Annotated in this window: 18 protein-coding genes and 1 pseudogene; 11 read left to right on the top strand and 8 right to left on the bottom strand. The window is 69.4% G+C overall.

Translation table 11 applies throughout. The features are described 5' to 3' along the window. Positions 1-8: 8 nt before the first annotated feature. Genes ACWPN5_RS26840 through ACWPN5_RS26855 form a run of 4 tightly spaced genes read right to left on the bottom strand, consistent with a single transcriptional unit; the run spans position 9 to position 3,591 of the window. On the bottom strand, positions 9-1,055 hold the full coding sequence (locus tag ACWPN5_RS26840; protein WP_492298407.1) for an ABC transporter substrate-binding protein: 1,047 nt from the start codon (positions 1,053-1,055) through the stop codon (positions 9-11). A 23-nt stretch (positions 1,056-1,078) separates the two neighbouring features. Continuing rightward, positions 1,079-2,698: a rhodanese-like domain-containing protein gene (locus tag ACWPN5_RS26845; RefSeq protein ID WP_492298408.1), complete on the bottom strand. Its 1,620-nt coding sequence runs from the start codon at positions 2,696-2,698 to the stop codon at positions 1,079-1,081. Between the two features lie 20 nt (positions 2,699-2,718). After that, a complete protein-coding gene (locus ACWPN5_RS26850) occupies positions 2,719-3,333 on the bottom strand; it encodes a cysteine dioxygenase family protein (protein WP_492298410.1) in 615 nt (204 codons plus the stop codon). A 54-nt stretch (positions 3,334-3,387) separates the two neighbouring features. After that, a complete protein-coding gene (locus tag ACWPN5_RS26855; RefSeq protein WP_145681882.1) occupies positions 3,388-3,591 on the bottom strand; it encodes a hypothetical protein in 204 nt (67 codons plus the stop codon). A 224-nt stretch (positions 3,592-3,815) separates the two neighbouring features. Here ACWPN5_RS26855 and ACWPN5_RS26860 point away from each other — a divergent pair, with 224 nt between their 5' ends. Further along, entirely contained in the window at positions 3,816-4,106 is a 291-nt protein-coding gene (locus tag ACWPN5_RS26860; protein WP_492298412.1) for a hypothetical protein, read from the top strand. A gap of 24 nt (positions 4,107-4,130) precedes the next feature. On the opposite strand, the gene ACWPN5_RS26865 is transcribed toward ACWPN5_RS26860, so the two are convergent. Genes ACWPN5_RS26865 through ACWPN5_RS26880 form a run of 4 tightly spaced genes read right to left on the bottom strand, consistent with a single transcriptional unit; the run spans position 4,131 to position 7,742 of the window. Further along, positions 4,131-5,039 (bottom strand): TauD/TfdA dioxygenase family protein, encoded by a 909-nt coding sequence (locus ACWPN5_RS26865; RefSeq protein WP_492298414.1) that lies wholly within the window; start codon positions 5,037-5,039, stop codon positions 4,131-4,133. 23 nt (positions 5,040-5,062) lie between these two features. Beyond that, positions 5,063-5,884 (bottom strand): ABC transporter ATP-binding protein, encoded by an 822-nt coding sequence (locus tag ACWPN5_RS26870; protein WP_492298416.1) that lies wholly within the window; start codon positions 5,882-5,884, stop codon positions 5,063-5,065. Between the two features lie 5 nt (positions 5,885-5,889). Next, a complete protein-coding gene (locus tag ACWPN5_RS26875) occupies positions 5,890-6,768 on the bottom strand; it encodes an ABC transporter permease (RefSeq protein WP_492298417.1) in 879 nt (292 codons plus the stop codon). Further along, positions 6,765-7,742, bottom strand: a complete 978-nt coding sequence (locus ACWPN5_RS26880) for an aliphatic sulfonate ABC transporter substrate-binding protein (RefSeq protein ID WP_492298419.1) — start codon at positions 7,740-7,742, stop codon at positions 6,765-6,767. The genes ACWPN5_RS26875 and ACWPN5_RS26880 overlap by 4 nt, the downstream gene beginning before the upstream one ends. Positions 7,743-8,045: 303 nt before the next feature. On the opposite strand from ACWPN5_RS26880, the pseudogene ACWPN5_RS26885 reads away from it, so the two are divergent. The 10 genes and pseudogenes from ACWPN5_RS26885 to ACWPN5_RS26930 all read left to right on the top strand — a co-directional run. Next, positions 8,046-8,258 (top strand): annotated as a pseudogene (locus ACWPN5_RS26885) (TauD/TfdA dioxygenase family protein); the annotation flags it as partial. Continuing rightward, positions 8,248-8,916 (top strand): TauD/TfdA dioxygenase family protein, encoded by a 669-nt coding sequence (locus tag ACWPN5_RS26890; RefSeq protein WP_492298421.1) that lies wholly within the window; start codon positions 8,248-8,250, stop codon positions 8,914-8,916. The pseudogene ACWPN5_RS26885 and the gene ACWPN5_RS26890, both read left to right, overlap by 11 nt. A 199-nt stretch (positions 8,917-9,115) precedes the next feature. After that, positions 9,116-10,117 carry a taurine ABC transporter substrate-binding protein gene (gene tauA, locus ACWPN5_RS26895; RefSeq protein WP_200479666.1) on the top strand — a complete coding sequence of 334 codons (1,002 nt, stop codon included), beginning with the start codon at positions 9,116-9,118 and terminating at the stop codon, positions 10,115-10,117. A gap of 25 nt (positions 10,118-10,142) precedes the next feature. Beyond that, entirely contained in the window at positions 10,143-10,946 is an 804-nt protein-coding gene (locus ACWPN5_RS26900; protein ID WP_492298423.1) for a taurine ABC transporter ATP-binding protein, read from the top strand. Then, entirely contained in the window at positions 10,943-11,797 is an 855-nt protein-coding gene (locus tag ACWPN5_RS26905) for an ABC transporter permease subunit (protein ID WP_492298424.1), read from the top strand. The genes ACWPN5_RS26900 and ACWPN5_RS26905 overlap by 4 nt, the downstream gene beginning before the upstream one ends. Positions 11,798-11,825: 28 nt before the next feature. Continuing rightward, a complete protein-coding gene (betC, locus tag ACWPN5_RS26910) occupies positions 11,826-13,370 on the top strand; it encodes a choline-sulfatase (protein WP_492298426.1) in 1,545 nt (514 codons plus the stop codon). Positions 13,371-13,407: 37 nt separating this feature from the next. Continuing rightward, the gene (gene tauD, locus ACWPN5_RS26915; RefSeq protein ID WP_492298427.1) at positions 13,408-14,265 is read left to right on the top strand and encodes a taurine dioxygenase; all 858 of its coding nucleotides are present in this window, start codon (positions 13,408-13,410) and stop codon (positions 14,263-14,265) included. Positions 14,266-14,671: 406 nt separating this feature from the next. Further along, positions 14,672-15,760: a hypothetical protein gene (locus ACWPN5_RS26920; protein WP_492298429.1), complete on the top strand. Its 1,089-nt coding sequence runs from the start codon at positions 14,672-14,674 to the stop codon at positions 15,758-15,760. Beyond that, a complete protein-coding gene (locus ACWPN5_RS26925; RefSeq protein ID WP_492298431.1) occupies positions 15,757-16,434 on the top strand; it encodes a GDSL-type esterase/lipase family protein in 678 nt (225 codons plus the stop codon). The genes ACWPN5_RS26920 and ACWPN5_RS26925 overlap by 4 nt, the downstream gene beginning before the upstream one ends. 42 nt (positions 16,435-16,476) lie before the next feature. Further along, positions 16,477-17,619, top strand: a complete 1,143-nt coding sequence (locus ACWPN5_RS26930; RefSeq protein ID WP_492298433.1) for a THUMP domain-containing class I SAM-dependent RNA methyltransferase — start codon at positions 16,477-16,479, stop codon at positions 17,617-17,619. Position 17,620 lies beyond the last annotated feature (1 nt).

Here is a 17,620-nt window from a genome sequence, read left to right on the forward strand (position 1 = left end):
AAACGCCCTCAGCTTCCGGTGCGGTCGTGGATGTCGGCGAAGAACAGGTCGCGCCAGTCGGCGGGCCGGTTGCGGATCGAGCCGATGCGCGCCATGAAGTCGGTGAAGATGCCGATGCCGCGCGGGGCGAGGTCGTAGGACACCTCCGGATGGGCGATCATCGCCGCCACCTCCTCCTCGCCCAGCTTGGACTTTTCGATGCGGATGTAGGCGCGGGCGGCCTCCCTGGGGTCGGCCTTGATGAGGGCCACCGCGTCCTCCAGCGCCGCCAGCACCGCCTTGGTCAGCCGCGGGTTGGCCTCGTGGAAGGCGGCGGAGGTCCACAGCGCGCTGAAGGACGCCGGCCCGCCCAGCACGTCGTAGCTGCTCAGCACCTTGTGGATCTTCGGGTCGCGGAGTTGCTGGTCCTGGAAGGGCGGGCTGGTGAAGTGGGCGGTGATCTCCGTCCGGCCGGACAGCAGGGCGGCGGTGCCGTCGGGATGGGCCAGCGACACGGTCAGCGGGTCCAGCCGCGCGTGCTGGCCGGGACCGAAGACCTGCTCGGCGGCGATCTGGAGCACGATGGCTTGATAGGAGGCGCGGACCGACGGCACGACAATGCGGTCCTTGTCCGTGAAGTCCGTCAGGCCCTTCACCTCGGGCCGGTTGGTGTTGAGGTAGGCCGGCTGGGCGTTCAGCGCGGCCAGCCCGCGCAGGTTGGCGTTCCCCTTCGTCTTGTCCCAGGCGATGATGAAGGCCGGCACGCCCGCCGCCCCGAAGTCGGCGTTGCCGGACAGGGTGGCCTCGGTGATCGTCGTCGGGTTGCCGAGCGGGGTGTAGCGGACCGTCACCGCGCCCAGCCCGGCGGCGCGGGCGTGCGTCTCCACCAGCCCCTTGTCCTCCATGACGTAAAGCGGCAGGTAGCCGAGGCCGAGGTTGCGGGCGAAGCGGACCTCTGTCGCCTCGGCCTGCGCGGGGACCGGCGACAGGCCGGCGAAGCCGGCGGCGAGCAGAAGGGCGGCGCCGAGAAGCGTCCGGCGCGGAACGGAAACGCGCATGGAAAAGGGCGTGGTCATGGTGTGTCCCGTGAAAAAGCCGGTCAGATGACGCGGAAATTGTGGGCGCCGTCGCGCTTCAGCTGGTCCACCAGCTCAAGCTCCCAGTCGATGTAGCCCTGCATGGCGGCGGCGCTGTTGTCGGTGCCCTCGTAGGGGCGCTTGTAGACGTCGTCCGGCTCCGGCCCCAGACGCTCCAGCCCGGCGCTGAGCGGCAGCCCGGCCGCCACCCAGCCCTGCGTGCCGCCCTCCAGCAACAGCGGGACCGCTCCCGGCGGGAAATCGGCGGCGGCGTAGCGGGTCAACGTGCCGTCCCAGCAGGTCAGCACCGGGCGCACGCCCTTCGGCAGGCGGGCGATGGTGCCGCCCAGACGCGCGCGGGTCGAAAAATACGCTCCCGGAATGTGGCCGGCGCGGTAGCGCGGGCTGCGGGCGATGTCGATCACCGCCGCCTCGCCGTTCTCCAGAAGGGCCAGCAGGTCGCGCGGCGCCACCGTCTCCGCGCCGACGTCCGGTACCCGCGGCAGGCGGCGGCGGTCGGGGCCGCTCTCGATGCCCAGAGACGCCACGTCGCCCTCCAGCACATGCACCTCCCAGCCGAGCTGCGCCAGCCAGGAGGCGGTCATGTCGGCGCGCGGCCCGCCGCCGCCCGCCGGGTCGTCGGCCAGCACGATGCGGGCGCCGCGCGCCGCGACATACTCGTCCGTCGCCTGGACGAGCTGGCCGCCCGCCGCGTGGCGGAAGCCCGGCAGATGGCCGGCCGCGTACTCCTCCGGCGTGCGCACGTCGAAGAGATGCAGGGTGCGCCGCTCGTCGCCGCGGAAGGCGTCCAGCGCGGCGGGGCCGATGCGCCCGACGCCGGCCCGGTCGGCCACCGCGCGGGCGGCCGCGCGGCCCTTGGCGTCGCCCTCCGGGGACACCGCCGGAAAGCGCCCGTCGCGCCCGCGGTCCAGCTCCAGCCCGGCCAGGGTCCAGCCGATGGTGCCGTTGCGCAGCGCCGCCACCCGGTTGGGGATGCCGGCGTTCACCAGCGACTGCGTGCCGATGATCGAACGGGTGCGTCCGGCGCAGTTGACGACGACCAGCGTCCGCGGGTCGGGCGCGATGTCGTGGACGCGCTTGACCAGTTCGGCCCCCGGCACGCTGATGCCGCCGGGAATCGCCATGGTCTGGAACTCCTCGTAGCGGCGGGCGTCGAGGATCACCAGATCGGCCCCGGTGTCGACGAGCGTCTTCACCTCGTCGGCGGACAGCGACGGGGTGTGGCGGTGATGCTCCACCCACTCGCCGAACGCCTTGCTGGGCACGTTGACGTCCCGGTAGACCTCGAACCCGGCGGCGGTCCAGCCGGCCAGCCCGCCCTCCAGCAGCGTCACCTCGCGGTAGCCCAGCGCCAGGAGCCGCCGCGCCGCTGGCTCGGCGTAGCCCTCGCCGTTGTCGTAGACGGTGATCGGCACGTCGCGCCGCGGCAGCAGGTCATAAGCCAGAAGCTCCACCCGGCTGAGCGGCAGCGACACGGCGAACAGTGGGTGGGCCAACGAATAGGGTCCCTCCTCCCGCGCGTCGAGAAGGGCGACCTCCCTGCGGTCGATCCAGTCGCGGCGGATGTCCGCGGCGGTGCGGGTGGCGAGCGGTGCGGTGTCGGGTGGGGCGGTGTCGGGCATGGTTTGCTTTCCGGGACCTGTTATGCGGCTTGCGGAATGGGCTTCGAGCGGTCCCACAGGTTGGGCAGGGCATTGTTGGCGTAGCCGGAGATGAAGGGCTTGCGCTCGCCGGTCAGCGGATCGAAGACCGACCGCCGAATGGCGCCGATGTTGCCGCCATAGACGTGGATGCTGATCGACGGTCGGTCGGTCAGCGCGTTGGAAATGGCGTGGACGTCGCCGAGGCGCGGCGACACCGCCTCCACCGATCCGACCGGCAGAAAGTCGGCGGCGGAGGGGATGGGCGGGCCATCCTGCAATTCGTAGCGTTGGGAATGTTCCGCCCCGCGCAGCACGCCGACGAGGCCCCAGACGGTGTGGTCGTGGATCGGCGTGCGCTGTCCCGGTCCCCAGACGAAGCTGACGACCGAGAAGCGCTCATGGGGATCGCAATGCAGCAGATACTGCCGGTAATGGACCGGATCGGGCTGCGCGTAGGCGTCGGGCAGCCAGTCGTCCACGGCGACCAGCCCGGCCAGCAGGCTGCGCCCCGAGGCAAGAATGGCGGCCTCGTCGTCGAACCGCTCCACCAGACGGGTGAAGTCGCCAATGAAGCCGCGCAGGCGGGACAGGTTGGAAGGGGTGGGATCGGTCATGGCATCCGTCCATCCGGAACGTTGGGGGGCGGCCGAGGCCGGGGGTGGGGCGGATCAGGCCAGCGCGGCCACCAGCACCGGAAGGACGGCCAGGACGACACCGGCCCCCAAGGCCAGCCGACGGCCGAGCAACGGCTGCTCCGCGTGCGTCCGGTCCGGCGCGTCGTCCGAAGGATCCGGCGGCAGTGGCAAAGGCAAGGAGCAAGACGGGCTGAGCGACGCGATCAGCATCCATTGGAAGTCATCCGAAGCCTTCATGCCGGACCTCCTGCTTGAAAGGGTGGACAACGGGGGAGCGTCGTCCGGACAATTGCCGCACTAAAAAAACAATTTTCCATAGTGTTATTTTTCCTGTTCCATATAGGAAAATAGGATTTTTGTTTGACGTCAAGCTTCCACTTCCCCCCGAGCGCGGTTTTCCGCTGGTTCAGCGATGTGGACGGGGCAACGCGATCGCGGGTAGACGGAGCAGGAAGACGGGAATGAGCGACACGCGACGCGTCTTGATCGCCGGAGCGGAAGCGGTCGGCGCCCATCCAGCGCGTGCCGGGCAGGCCCTGCGCTTCGAGCCGGCGCCGCTGCTCCTGGGATTCGTGCTGGGACCGATGATGGAGGCGAATCTGCGGCGCGCCATGATCCTGTCGCGTGGCGATCCGACCGTCTTCCTGCGCGAGCCGATCAGCCTCGCGCTGCTGGTCCTGACCGGCGTGCTGCTGGCCGCCATCATCATCCTCACCGTCCGCCGGAACCGCGAGCGCGTGTTCGCGGAATGACCGGCGGGCGGTACGGGCATCCAGTCAGGGCTGCGGCGCGGAGCCGATGAAGGCCGAGGCGCGCTCGCCCCACCGCTCATGCGGGTAGTAGTCCCAGACGGCGTGGTGCTGGGTGGCCCAGTTGTCCCAGAAGACCAGGGAGTTGGGGCGCCAGTGGATGCGCGTCTGGAAGGCTAGGTTCTTTTCGATGTGGCGGAACAGCAGGCCCAGGATGGCGTCGCTCTCGGTGCGCGTCAGCTGGACGATGTGGCTGGTGAAGGCCTCGTTGACGAACAGGTACTTGCGCCCGGTCAGATGATGGCGCGCCACCACCGGATGCTCGGTGGACGGAAAGGTCTGCCCCGGCTGCGGCGTGGCGCCATAGCCCGCCGTCCAGGCCTTGCCCCCGTCATGGACGGCGGTCAGGCCGTCGAGCAGCGCCTTGACCTTCTCCGACAGCGACTCATAGGCGAGATACATGTTGGCGAAGGCGGTGTCGCCGCCGATCTCCGGCTGTTTGGTGACGCGCAGGAAGGAGCCCCAGATGGGTTCGGGATCGCAGGTCACGTCGGCATGCCACGCGTCGCCGGCGGTGTAGCGGGCTTCGGGGCCGGTGCGCCAAGCCAGGATCTCCGGATCGTGGTCGTTCGACGACAATTGCCGCGCGCCCCCCAGCACATGGCGGTGCAGGGTGCCGAAGTGACGGGCGAAGCGCTTGTGGTCCTCCGCGGTGATTTCCTGGTCGCGGAACACCAGCACCAGATGGTCGGCGATGGCCTTGCGGATGTCGGCCAACTGCGCGTCGCTCAGCGGTTTGGACAAGTCCACGCCCTCGACCTCGGCGCCCAGGATGGGCGACAGCGGGCGCACCGCGATGCTGTCGTAGCTCGGGCGCTCGCGGCGGCTCCAGTCGGCGATGGCGGTCTTGTCGTGGAAGTCGCGGTAGAAGCTCATGATGGTCGCCTCAGATTTTGCCGTTAGATTTCGTAGGCGAACGGAAGCTCCGCCGCGGTGAAGAACTCGCGGTGGATTTCCTTGCGCAAAGCGATGAAGTCGGGGCTCGACCGGTCGCGCGGGCGCGGCAGCCCGACCGGCAGCCTCCTGCGGATGGTGCCGGGGCGCGACGACATGACCACCACTTCGTCGCCGAGGAAGACGGCCTCGTCGATGTCGTGGGTGACCAGGATCATGGTCGTGCGCTGCACCTCCCAGATGCGCAGGATCTCCTGCTGCATCTGTATCCGGGTCAGGGCGTCCAACGCGCCGAACGGCTCGTCCAACAGCAGCACCCGCGGCTGGTTGACGAGCGCGCGGGCGATGGCGACGCGCTGGGCCATGCCGCCGGAGAGCTGGTGCGGGTGGGCCTTGGCGAAGCCCTCCAGCCCGACCAGTTCCAGATGCTCCCGCACCCGCCGGGCGACCTCCGCCCTGGGTAGGTTCTTCAGCCCGAAGGCGATGTTCTGCTCGACCGTCAGCCAGGGCAGCAGGCGGTGCTCCTGGAAGATCACCCCGCGGTCGAGGCCGGGTCCGCCGATGGGCCGCCCGTCGAGCGTGACGGACCCGTCATAGCTGGTCTCCAGACCGGCGATGATGCGGAGAAGCGTGCTCTTGCCGCAGCCGGAACTGCCGACGATGCTGACGAAGCTCCCGCCCGGAACGTCAAGCCGGATGTCGGCGAGCGCCTGGACCGTTTCGGTCCTGAGCGGGCCGGTCTTCAGCGTGAAGGTCTTGGACAGCGGGCCGATGCGCAGGCTGGCGGCGCGATCGGCGCCCGCCTTGCGGGCAGCGGTGGCAACCATGGCGGTCAGCTCCCCGAGAAGGTGGTTTTCCAGGTGATCAGGCGGCGTTCGGCGGCGCGCAGCACGACGTCGAGCAGCTTGCCCATGGCGCCGATGGTGATCATGCCCACCAGAACCTGATCGGTCTGGCTCATCTGCCGGGCGTCCATGATGAGGTAGCCGAGGCCCGACGAGGCGGCGATCAGCTCGGCGGCGACCACGCAGATCCAGGCCACCATCAGCCCGACGCGCAGGCCGGTCATGATGTTCGGCAGCGCCCCCGGCAGAACGACCTGGAGAATGAAGCGGCGGCGCGTCACCTCCAGCACGCGCGCCAGCTCGACATGGCGGTGGTCGGTCTGGCGGATGCCGTCGATGGTGTTGACGAGGATGGGGAAGATGGCGCCGAGGAAGATGATGTAGACCTTCCCCGCCTCGCCGATGCCGAACCACAGGATGGCCAGCGGAATCCAGGCGATCGGCGGGATCGGCTTGGTGAGCTGGATGATCAGGTCGGTCAGCCGGTCCAGCGTCCGCGACAGGCCGATCCCGATGCCCAGCGGCAGGCCGACCAGCGCGGCGATGGCGAACCCCTCCAGAACGCGCAGCAGGCTGATGCCCAGGTGGCGGAACAGGTCGCCGCTGGCCGCCAGATCGACGAAGGCCTTGCCCACCCTGGTCGGCGGCGGCAGCAGGATGGGGCGGATGTAGCCCAGCGCGAACGCCGCCTGCCACGCCGCCAGCAGCGCGACGGGAAGCGCCACATACAGCGCCGCCCGGCCCAGGACCCCCGGCAGGACGCCGGCCAGGGCGCCCAGGCGGGAGCGCAGGGCTCCCGTTTTCGCCCCCGCCCTCAGCCCGGCCCGCTGCGCGGAACGCGCATCGGAAGCCAGTTCGGCGCTCATTTCAGCCCCGCCTCGTCCGCCGGCTTGCGGTTGAAGAAGGCGTCCACGTCCACCGCGGTCTTGATCAGGCCGTGGGCGCGCATGAACTGCTCGGTCTTCTTGACCTCGGCCACGTCGTCGTCGTGGATGGCCGGGTCGTAGTTCATCCGCTGCAGGACCTGGACCAGCAGGTCGGGGGCCAAATTGACGTCGCCGCTGATAAGGTCGGCGGCCTCCTTCGGGTTGGCGGTGATGAACTCCGAGGCGCGCTTGTACGCCGTCAGCAGCGCCTTCGCCTGCTCGGGCCGGTTCTTGAGGAAGCCGTTGTCGGCGACGATCAGCAGAAGGCCCTTCTTGATGCCGGTGCCGTCGGCCAGCACGCGAACCGCCTTCTGCGATTCAAAGCGGGTCAGGATCGGCTCCCACACCGCGCCGGCGTCGATGGTGCCGGCGACGATGGCCGGCGGGATCTCCGCCACCGGCAGGTTGATCAGCTCGACGTCGTTGAGCGTCAGGCCGCCCTGCTCCAGCACCAGCGCCAGCAGATGGTGGGCGTAAGACCCCTTGGTCACCGCCACCTTCCTGCCCTTCAGCTCCTTGGGCGAGGCGATGGGGGAGTCGCCGCCGACGACGACCGCCAAGCTCTTCGGACCGTCCGAGGTCAGGGCGATGGCCCTGGTGTCCAGCCCCGCCGCCTTGCCGACCAGCGCCGGCGTGTCACCGACGAAGCCCACATCCTGCTGCCCGGCGGCGAAGGATTCGTTGATCGGCGGACCGGCGGGGAAGAGCGACCATTTGACGGCGGCGTTCGGCGCCACCTTGGCCAGTTCCTCGTCCAGCCACTTCTTCTGTTTGGCGACGAACAGGGGCGCATAGAGGGGAAAGGGCTGCGCGGCGATGCGCAGATCGTCGGCGGCGGAGGTGGTGGCGGTTCCGGCCAGCCCGAGGCCGATGGCGGCCGCGACGGCCAAGGCGACAAATCTGGAAACGGCCATGGTCGGTACCTCGCTTCATGCTCGGGTTTTGGGATCGGGGTCCGCTGGCCGGGTCGCGCGTCGCCGTTACCAGGACCCTCCGATTTCCCTATTCACATTGTGGTTGTTCCTATTTCATTTAACACACATTGGTGTCAAGCCACCCTGGCAATGACGCGGCAATTTTTGTGTAATTTTTCCGATTAGGTGCAAATTTTCTCGTTGATTGATCTATATCAACGAGGAAAGCTTATTTGTCTATCTGAATTATGGATTATTCACGGTGGGCACTCCGCTCCGCTGCCTTGGCCGAAGGACGATCCAATGACGACGAAGTCCCCTCATGCCGACGGCTTCCGCCGCTTCACGCTGACGCCCTACAACCCCTTCATCGGCGCCGTGGTGGACGGAATCGACCTCGGGGAGACCACCGGCGAGGAGGTCCGCGCCGACCTGCGCCGGGCGCTGGCCGAGTATGGCGTGCTGTTCTTCCGCGGCCAGACGCTGCCCCCGGAGCGGCAGGTCGATGTCGCCCGGATCTTCGGCGATCCCGACAAGGCCAAGGCCTATTTCAAGCGCCACGACTTCGAACCGGCTCGTCGAGCTGATCGAGTTCACGCCGGGGCAACCGGGCTACGGCACCGATCAATGGCATGCCGACATCACCTTTTCCGCCAACCCGCCCACCGGCACGGTCCTGCACGCGCGCAACGTGCCGTCCGTCGGCGGCGACACCGCCTGGGCCAGCGGAACCTACGTCTACGACCGCCTCGACCCGGCCTTGCGGGCCTATCTGGAAACACTGGAGGCGGTGCACAGCATCGAGCACAGCGGCTGGCCCGAGTGGTTCCGCACCCAGCCCAACGGGGAGGAACTGTACCGTCAGGCCCGCGCCGAGCATCTGCCGGTGGTGCACAAGGTCGTCCAGACCCATCCGGTCACGGGCCGCAAGCTGGTCTATGTCAGCCCGAACTTCACCCTGCGCATCCGCGGCCTGTCGCGCCAGCAGAGCGACGCGCTGCTAACCTTCCTGTTCGGGCTGTTCGAGAAGCCCGAAGCCCAGGCGCGCTGGCGCTGGCGGAACGGCGACGTGGCGATCTGGGACAACCGCGCCACCGTCCATTACGCGGTGACCGACTACACCGGGTACCGCCTGCTCCACCGGGTCACCTTCGGCGAGGACAAGGCCTTCTGAGCGTCGGTTTTGACGTCCCGGAAGGGAAATCGGCATTCCCTCCATCCCGGCCATATTTAACATATTATTATTGCTGTATATGAAAAAATAATACATGCATGATCGCTTGTGGTGTTGCTTATTTCCCTTCTAAATATGTAGAGTTTCTTTACCGGCGGACGACCGCGCCGCCGGGTGAAGACGGGGGAGATAAGCCACCATGAAGCCGTTCCTGCCTTCCATCGCCCTGCTCGCGCTGGCCACCCTGGCGCCCTTCTCCGCCGAGGCCGCCGGCAAGGTCGTCGTGGCCTACCAGACCGACGCGTTGCCGTCGTCGGTGGCCATCGCCAACGGGGACTTCGCCAAGGCGACTGGCGCCGAGATCGATTTCCGCAAGTTCAATTCGGGCGCCGACATCTTCGCCGCCATCGCGTCGGGCGACGTCCAGGTCGGCTATGTCGGCTCAAGCCCCTTCGCCGCCGCGGTCAGCCGCGGGCTGGACGTGAAGGCCTTCTACCTCGCCAGCGCCTCCGGCACGGACGAGGCGCTGGTGGTCCGCAACGGCTCCGGAATCGAGACGCCCGCCGACCTGAAGGGCAAGAAGCTGGCCGCCGCCCCGGTCTCGACCGACCATTACCAGCTCCTCGCCGTGCTGAAGCAGGAGAAGCTGAGCGAGCGCGACGCCCAGGTCTTCGCCATCCCGCAGCCCGACATCGTCGCGGCCTGGAACCGCGGCGACCTGGACGGCGCCTTCGTCTGGGACCCGGCGCTGACCGAACTGAAGAAGACCGGCAAGGTCCTGCTGACCTCCCGGCAGGTCGCCGACCGCGGCGCCCCGACCTTCACCGCCTGGGTCGCCACCGCCGCCTTCGCCAAGGAGAACCCGGCCTTCCTGAAGAGCTTCGCCGGGGTGGTGGAGCGCTACAGCGTCTCCTTCCGCAACGACAAGGCCGCTTGGGGGCCGGACTCGCCGAACGCCAAGACGCTGGCCGGGCTTCTCGGCGGCACGCCGTCCGATCAGGCGGCGGCGCTGAACAACCTGTCGCTGATCCCGGCCAAGCAGCAGGCCACCAAGGACTGGCTGGACGGCGGCGAGAGCAGCGGCACCGCCCGAATCCTGAAGGAAACCGCCGAGTTCCTGAAGGAGCAGAAGAAGGTCTCCACCGTGCTGCCCAGCTACGGCGGCTTCGTCACGGCGGATTACGTCAAGGCGCTGCCCTGACGCGCGGCCGGACGGGAGGCGCGCCATGCTCCGCGTGCAGAACGCCAGCGTGTTCTTTCCAGGCCGTGACGGCGGGACGATTCACGCGCTGGACCGCGCGTCGCTGGACATCGACGCCAACAGCATCGTCGTCGCGCTGGGCGCATCGGGCTGCGGCAAGTCCACGCTGCTGAACGCCATCGCCGGCTTCCTTCCCCTGTCGGACGGCAGCATCACGCTGGACGGCCGGCCGGTGGAGCGCCCCGGCGCCGACCGCGGCGTGGTGTTCCAGAAGGACACGCTGCTGCCCTGGAAGAGCGTGCTGGACAATGTGGCGCTCGGCCTGGATTTCGCCGGCCTTCCCTTGCGGGAACGGCGGGGCCGCGCCGCCGAGCTGTTGCGCCTCGTCGGGCTGGAGGGCTTCGCCAAGGCCGCCCCGCACGAGCTGTCCGGCGGGATGCGCCAGCGCGTCGGCATCGCCCGCGCGCTGGCCACCGACCCGAAGATCCTGCTGATGGACGAACCGTTCGGCGCGCTCGACAGCCTGACGCGGGAGCAGATGCAGGAGCTGCTGGTCGACGTCTGGGCGCGCACCGGCAAGCGCATCTTCTTCATCACCCACTCCATCGAGGAGGCGCTGTTCCTCGGCACGACGGTGGTGGTGATGTCGCCGCGCCCCGGCCGGATCGTCGCCCGCTTTGACCTCGACTTCGTCCGGCGCTTCGCCGCCGAGCGGGACGTGCGCGCCATCCTGTCCGACCCGGAGTTCGGGGACCTGCACAACCGCATCCGCGATCTCGTCCACCGTCCGCATCACGCGGCGGTCCACCGCGGGGAGACACTGCAATGACCGACGCCGCCCGCTCCACCGCCGGCCCCCTGGCCGAACCCGCCGTCCGCCCCCGGACCGTCGCCCTGCGGCCCTTCGGACTGGACGGGGCACGGACCGGTCCGATCAGCGCGGTCACCGGGTTTCTGCTCATCGCCATGTGGTTCCTGGTGTCGCACTACCGGCTGGTGACGCCGCTGTTCCTGCCTGCGCCGGGGGAGGTGGCCGCCCAGTTCCTCGCCATCCTGGAGGACGGTTACGCCGGCGCCACGCTGGGGGAGCATGTGTCGGCCAGCCTGCTGCGCATCCTCGCCGCGGCGCTGATCGCGGCGTCGCTCGGCATCCCGCTGGGGCTGGCGATGGGGCTGAACCGCTGGGCCAAGGGCATCCTCGACACGCCCATCGAGTTCTACTGGCCGCTGCCGCCGCTGGCCTATCTGCCGCTGATGATCATCTGGCTGGGCATCGGGGAGGTGTCGAAGATCGCCCTGCTCACCCTGGCGATGTTCGCCCCGATCTGCCTGTCGGCGCAGGCCGGCGTGCGGTCGCTGCCCATCGAGCGGGTCAACGCCGCGCTGTCGCTGGGGGCCACGCGCTGGCAGCTCTTCCGCGCCATCGTGCTGCCCAGCGCCCTGCCGGAGATCCTGACCGGCCTGCGCATCGCCATCGGCGTCGGCTGGAGCACGCTGGTCGCCGCGGAGCTGATCGCGGCGACACGCGGCATCGGCTTCATGATCATGTCCGCCTCGCATTTCCTGGCCACCGACGTGGTGTTCGTCGGCATCGGCATCATCGCCGCCTGGGCCTTCGCCTTCTCCTACGGGATGCGCCTGCTGGAATCCTGGCTGGTGCCCTGGAAGAGCAAGACCTGACGCTTTCCCGAACCGGAGTGCTTTCGCCGTGTCGCGGCCCCCCAACATCCTGTTCATCATGGCCGACCAGATGGCGGCCCCCGCCCTGCCCTTCCACGGTCATCCGGTCGTCAAGACGCCGAACCTGTCGCGGCTGGCCGCGGAAGGCGTGGTGTTCGACAACGCCTATTGCAACTACCCGCTCTGCGCGCCGTCGCGCTTCGCGCTGCTGTCGGGGCGGCTGCCCTCGGCCATCGGCGCCTTCGACAACGCGGCGGAGTTCGCCTCCTCCGTGCCGACCTTCGTGCATTACGCCCGCGCCGCCGGTTACCGCACCTGCCTGTCGGGCAAGATGCATTTCGTCGGCGCCGACCAGCTCCACGGCTTCGAGGAGCGGCTGACCACCGACGTCTATCCCGCCGATTTCGGCTGGACGCCGGATTGGGGGAACGGGGCGCTGGCCTACGACTGGTCGCATCACATGGCGAGCGTGGTCGAGGCCGGCCCCTGCCACCGCAGCCTGCAGATCGACTTCGACGAAGAGACCGCCCATCAGGCGGTGCAGAAGATCTACGATTACGGCCGCACCGGAGACGAGGCGCCCTTCCTGCTGGCGGTGTCCTTCACCCACCCGCACGACCCCTTCAATTGCCTGCCGGAGCACTGGGACCTCTACGACCACGCGGCGATCGACCTGCCCTTGGTGCCGCCCATCCCGCCGGAGCGGCTCGATCCGCACAGCCGGCGGCTCCATTACATGGATGGGCTGCACCGCTACGACCTGACGGAGGAGCGGGTGCGCACCGCCCGCCACGCCTATTACGGCTCCATCAGCTATGTGGACGAGCTGGTCGGGCGCCTGCTGACCGCGCTGGAGCGGGCCGGGCTGGCCGAAGACACCATCATCGTCTTCACCGGCGACCATGGCGAGATGCTGGGCGAGCGGGGCATGTGGTACAAGATGACCTTCTTCGAATGGTCGTCCCGCGTGCCGCTGCTGGTCCACGCTCCGCGACGCTGGGCGGCGCGCCGGGTGTCGGCCCCGGTGTCGCACGTCGATCTGTTCCCCACCATCCTCGACCTGCTCGATGGCCGGGCGCCGCTGCCGGTCGACCCGTTCGACGGCGAAAGCCTGCTGCCCCTGCTGGCCGGTTCGGCGCGCGGCGCCGGCCGCACCATCTTCGCGGAGTATCTGGGGGAAGGGACGCTGAACCCCGCCTTCATGGTGCGGCGCGGCCGCTACAAATACATCGCCTGCGACGGCGACCCGCCGCAGCTCTACGATCTGGAGGCCGACCCGAAGGAGCTGGTCAACCGCGCCGGCGCGCGCGATCTCGCCGCCATCGAGGCCGATCTGGCCGCGTCCGTCGCCCGGCGCTGGAACGCGCCGGCCCTGCGCCGGGCGGTGATCGAGAGCCAGAACCGGCGGCTGTTCGTCCACAAGGTGCTGCTGACCGGTCGTCACACCCCCTGGGATTTCCAGCCCCACCGCAGCGCCGCCACCTCCTACGTCCGCAATTTCGGGGTCGCCGAGGACACGCTGAAGGCGCTGGCCCGCCTGCCGGCGGTCGAGCCGGTGCCGCCCGACGCTTGATTCCTCCTCTCCCACTTCTGCCATCCGGGGAACCGCCATGCCCGACATCTCTCTGCCCAGCCTGTCCATCACCCCCGTCAACCCGGCCATCGGCGCGCGGGTTGAGGGGCTGGACCTCACCCACCCGCTGAGCGACGCGGAGGCCGCCGCGCTGGAGCGCGCTCTGGTCACCCATCAGGTGCTGTTCTTCGAGAACCAGCCCCTGACGCCCGCGGCCCAGCGCGCCTTCGCCGCGCGCTTCGGCAGCCTGCACGTCCACCCCGTCTATCCCAACGTGCCCGAGCAGCCGGAGATCATGGTGCTCGACACCGGGCCGCACAACGTGACGGACAACGACGTCTGGCACACCGACGTGACCTGCATCGAGACGCCGCCGGCCATCGTGGCGCTGTCGGGCAAGCGGATCCCGCCCAACGGCGGCGACACCGTGTGGGCCAGCAACATCGCCGCCTACAACGGCCTGTCGGAACCGCTGCGCCGCCTGCTCGACCCGCTGACCGCGCTGCACGACTTCACCAAATCCTTCCCCGAATGGCGGCACAACGGCGATCCGGAAACGCACGCCCGCTGGCGCGCGGCCCGCGACCGCCACCCGCCGGTGACCCACCCGGTGGTCCGCGTCCATCCGGTGAGCGGCGCCAAGGCGCTGTTCGTGAACGAGAACTTCACCGCGCGCATCGTCGGGCTGAGCGACCGCGAGAGCGCGGCCATCCTCGACCTGCTGTTCGACCACATCAGCCGCCCGGAATTCACCGTGCGCTGGCGGTGGAAGGCCGACGACCTCGTGCTGTGGGACAACCGCTCCACCCAGCATTACGCGGTGAACGATTATCTGCCGCACAGCCGCCTGATGCACCGCGCCACCGTGCTGGGCGACCGGCCCGTCGGACCCTGAGCGCCGGCCTGGATGGCAAGAGGCATGGCGGTCATCGAAGCTGCGCCGAGCCGGCGGCGATCCGAGGCCGGGGCCGCTTAAAGGCAACCGGACCGGAAAAGCGCGGTTCTCGGCGCATGGCGGAAGCGACCCGGAGGGTCTGAACCGTCGAAGAGTCCGAACGGATTGCCTCGAATTCGCGGTGATCTTTTCGGCGCCATCGCCACCGCCCGTTGACGCGTCCCGTCCGGCTCGCGCTAGGCTTGCCGAAACCACGGTTTGGCAGCGAAACGGGGCAACAGCATGACCATCGGCATCGGCGCGGACGACCTTCTGCGGTTCGAGAGTTCTGGGCGACAACTGCGAATTCGGCTTCGTCCTGCGCCGCTTGTCTTGCGAGGCGGGAAGCCTGTTCCGCTGGGCCTCCATGAAGCCCGACCAGCTTCTGGCCAAGCTGCGCGCCAACTTCGACGGCATGTACCGGTTCGAGAACCTGTCGCCGCTGCGCACCGGCATGGTGCTGGATTCCGCCTACGGCATCGGCTGGCACAGCGACATGAAGTCCGACGTGACCGGCGGCCGGCTGGTCTTCCGCGACGACGAGGCGACGCGGCGCGCCCTGCACCGCCGGGAAACGCGCAAGATCCAGTATCTCCAGGCCAAATTCACCGCGCGCGCGGCGATGGGCGGGGTGATCTTCGTCGTGAAGTCAAACCCCGGCATCGCCCCCGCGACCATTGACGGCCTCTACGAGGCGCTGACCGCCCTGGCCGGCCACGACGACTTCGCCCTGCTGGAGGTCCGGGAGACCGACGATCCCGCCCGCATCGGCCGCGTGGAGTGGCAGCGGCCCGGCCTGATGCGCGGCTGCGTCACCCGCTTCGCCCCCTATCATCGGGCGGACGACATCGACGCCGCGGCGTGGTTCTCCATCGTCCAGGGCGCGCTGAGCCTGTTCCCCTGCCACGACTGGGCCCGGCGCCACGCCGCCCTGCGCATCGGCGCCCCCGACGCGCTGGTGCAACTCCGCTTCCCCTTCGCCCCCGATCAGGACTTGGGCAAGCCCATCGCGGGCGACCTGCGCGCCGGAACCGTCCGCCTGCTGAACGGCAACAGCTGGTGCCGCCCCTATGAGGGGATGTTCCGCCTGCACGGTCCCGATCCGGAGAAGCCCGGCACCACGCTGCGCTGGACAGGGGTCCATGCACCCGGCGCCTTCCATCTCGGCGCCACCCTGCGCTGCCCCCTGCGGGATTCCGTCCCGCTCCGCGTCGCGGTCGCCATCGCCGCGGAGGACGGCGCGACGCTGGCCGAGGAGCGGTTCGAGGTGCATCCCGGCCGGGCGACCGACCTCGTGCTGGACGCCCCCGCCACGAAAGGACCGCTGACCGTCGCGTTGACCGTGAACGCCGTGCGCCCGCTGGCCGAGGGAGAGCGCGCCGTGCTGGACTTGTCGCCGCCCGCCCTGCACCCGGAGCCGGTTCCGGCCATCGCCCTGCCGGCGAAAGCGGCGTGAGTCGGATCATCAAAGCGGGATGGGCCGGGGTCGCCGTATTGTTGGCGTTCCTGGCCGTCCCGGCGCAGAGTGACACGGCCATCGGACCGCGCACGCAGCCGCCCTATCCGGACTGGCTGACCACGCGCATGGAGACGCTGCGGCATCGGGACCCGAAGGCGATGCTGCTGGGGGATTCCCTGATCGCCGGCTGGCCGCCCGACCTCGCCCGCCCGCTGTTCGACGCGGAGCCGATGAATTTTGGGGCCGGGGGCGACACCACGGGCAACCTGCTGTGGCGGGTGCGGCAGGCTTTCGGGCCGGGCATGAGTTTGGAGTCCGCCATCGTCCTGGTCGGAACGAACGACCTGCCGAACCGCTCCGCCGCGGAGATCGCCGGCACCATCGGGACCATCGCGGCGGAGGTGAGGCGGTCGGCTCCCGGCGCCTGCGTCACGCTGCTCACCCTGCTGCCGCGGCGCGACGGCAACTCCGCCTTCGCCGAACGCATCATGGACGTGAACCGGCGGCTGGCCGCTCTCGCCGGCCCCGGCCTGCGCGTGGTGGACGCGAGCACCCCGCTGCGCGACGCCTGCCCGGCGGAGGGCGCCTGCCCGCTCTACAAGGACCCGGTGCATTTGACCCGCGCCGGCTACGAGCGCCTGACCGCCGTCATCGGCAAGACCGGCTGCTAGAAAGATGTCGAAGGCGACGGGGCTTCGGGATATCTAGAGGCCATGACCAGCGACACCGCCGCCGCCGACCGTACCGGCACCGATTTCGAGATCTTCATCGTCACCGCGCCGGGGCTGGAATCCGTGCTCTGCGCGGAGGTGAAGGCCAAGGGCTTCCGCGACGCCACCGCCATCAAGGGCGGCGTCACCGTCCGCGGCGGCTGGCCGGAGGTCTGGCGGGCGAACCTGGAACTGCGCGGGGCGACCCGCGTGCTGGCCCGCGTCGCCTCCTTCCGCGCCTTCCACCTCGCCCAGCTCGACAAGCGGGCGCGCCGGGTGCCCTGGGCCGAGGTCCTGCGCCCCGACGTGCCGGTCCGCGTGGAGGCGTCCTGCAAGGGCTCGCGCATCTACCACGCCGGGGCGACCGCCCAGCGCATCGAGCGCGCCATCACCGAGGAGCTTGGCGCCCCCATCTCCGCCGAGGCCGAGGTCTCCATCAAGGCCCGCATCGACGACGATCTGTGCACCATCAGCGTCGACGCGTCGGGCGAGTCCCTGCACAAGCGCGGCCACAAGGAGGAGATTCACAAGGCCCCGCTGCGCGAGACGCTGGCCGCGTTGTTCCTGCACCATTGCGGCTACGACGGCACCGAGCCGGTGGTCGACCCCATGTGCGGCTCCGGCACCTTCGTCATCGAGGCCGCGGAGATCGCCGCCGGCCTGCACCCTGGACGCACGCGCCGCTTCGCCTTCGAGCAGCTTGCCTCCTTCGACGACGCGGCGTGGCAGGCGATGCGCTCCGCGGGCGGCAACGCTCCAACGCCGGCGTTTCGCTTCTACGGCAGCGACCGCGACGGCGGGGCCATCGCCATGAGCCGCGCCAACGCCGAGCGCGCGGGCGTCGCCGCCCTGACGGACTTCCAGAAGCACGCGGTCAGCGACCTGATGCCGCCGGAGGGGCCGCCGGGCCTTGTCATCGTCAACCCGCCCTACGGCGCGCGGATCGGCGAGAAGAAGCCGCTGTTCGCCCTCTACGGCGCGCTGGGGCAGACGTTGCTGTCGCGCTTCTCCGGCTGGCGGGTCGGTTTGGTCACCAACGAGGCGTCGCTGGCCCAGGCGACCGGCCTGCCTTTTCAGCCGTCCGGCCCCTCGGTGTCGCACGGCGGCCTGCGCGTGACGCTGCACAGCACCGCCGCCCTTCCCTGAC

This window comes from Azospirillum sp. UENF 211521 (assembly GCF_058780535.1).

Excerpts from the sequence above, each read along its gene's own strand:
- ACWPN5_RS26900 (WP_492298423.1), top strand. The coding sequence starts at position 10,143 with ATGCTCCGCGTGCAGAACGCCAGCGTGTTCTTTCCAGGCCGTGACGGC.
- ACWPN5_RS26840 (WP_492298407.1), bottom strand. The coding sequence starts at position 1,055 with ATGACCACGCCCTTTTCCATGCGCGTTTCCGTTCCGCGCCGGACGCTT.
- tauA (WP_200479666.1), top strand. The coding sequence starts at position 9,116 with ATGAAGCCGTTCCTGCCTTCCATCGCCCTGCTCGCGCTGGCCACCCTG.
- tauD (WP_492298427.1), top strand. The coding sequence starts at position 13,408 with ATGCCCGACATCTCTCTGCCCAGCCTGTCCATCACCCCCGTCAACCCG.
- ACWPN5_RS26890 (WP_492298421.1), top strand. The coding sequence starts at position 8,248 with ATGTCGCCCGGATCTTCGGCGATCCCGACAAGGCCAAGGCCTATTTCA.
- ACWPN5_RS26845 (WP_492298408.1), bottom strand. The coding sequence starts at position 2,698 with ATGCCCGACACCGCCCCACCCGACACCGCACCGCTCGCCACCCGCACC.
- ACWPN5_RS26865 (WP_492298414.1), bottom strand. The coding sequence starts at position 5,039 with ATGAGCTTCTACCGCGACTTCCACGACAAGACCGCCATCGCCGACTGG.
- ACWPN5_RS26880 (WP_492298419.1), bottom strand. The coding sequence starts at position 7,742 with ATGGCCGTTTCCAGATTTGTCGCCTTGGCCGTCGCGGCCGCCATCGGC.
- ACWPN5_RS26860 (WP_492298412.1), top strand. The coding sequence starts at position 3,816 with ATGAGCGACACGCGACGCGTCTTGATCGCCGGAGCGGAAGCGGTCGGC.
- ACWPN5_RS26920 (WP_492298429.1), top strand. The coding sequence starts at position 14,672 with ATGAAGCCCGACCAGCTTCTGGCCAAGCTGCGCGCCAACTTCGACGGC.
- ACWPN5_RS26930 (WP_492298433.1), top strand. The coding sequence starts at position 16,477 with ATGACCAGCGACACCGCCGCCGCCGACCGTACCGGCACCGATTTCGAG.
- ACWPN5_RS26850 (WP_492298410.1), bottom strand. The coding sequence starts at position 3,333 with ATGACCGATCCCACCCCTTCCAACCTGTCCCGCCTGCGCGGCTTCATT.
- ACWPN5_RS26870 (WP_492298416.1), bottom strand. The coding sequence starts at position 5,884 with ATGGTTGCCACCGCTGCCCGCAAGGCGGGCGCCGATCGCGCCGCCAGC.
- ACWPN5_RS26875 (WP_492298417.1), bottom strand. The coding sequence starts at position 6,768 with ATGAGCGCCGAACTGGCTTCCGATGCGCGTTCCGCGCAGCGGGCCGGG.
- ACWPN5_RS26905 (WP_492298424.1), top strand. The coding sequence starts at position 10,943 with ATGACCGACGCCGCCCGCTCCACCGCCGGCCCCCTGGCCGAACCCGCC.
- ACWPN5_RS26855 (WP_145681882.1), bottom strand. The coding sequence starts at position 3,591 with ATGAAGGCTTCGGATGACTTCCAATGGATGCTGATCGCGTCGCTCAGC.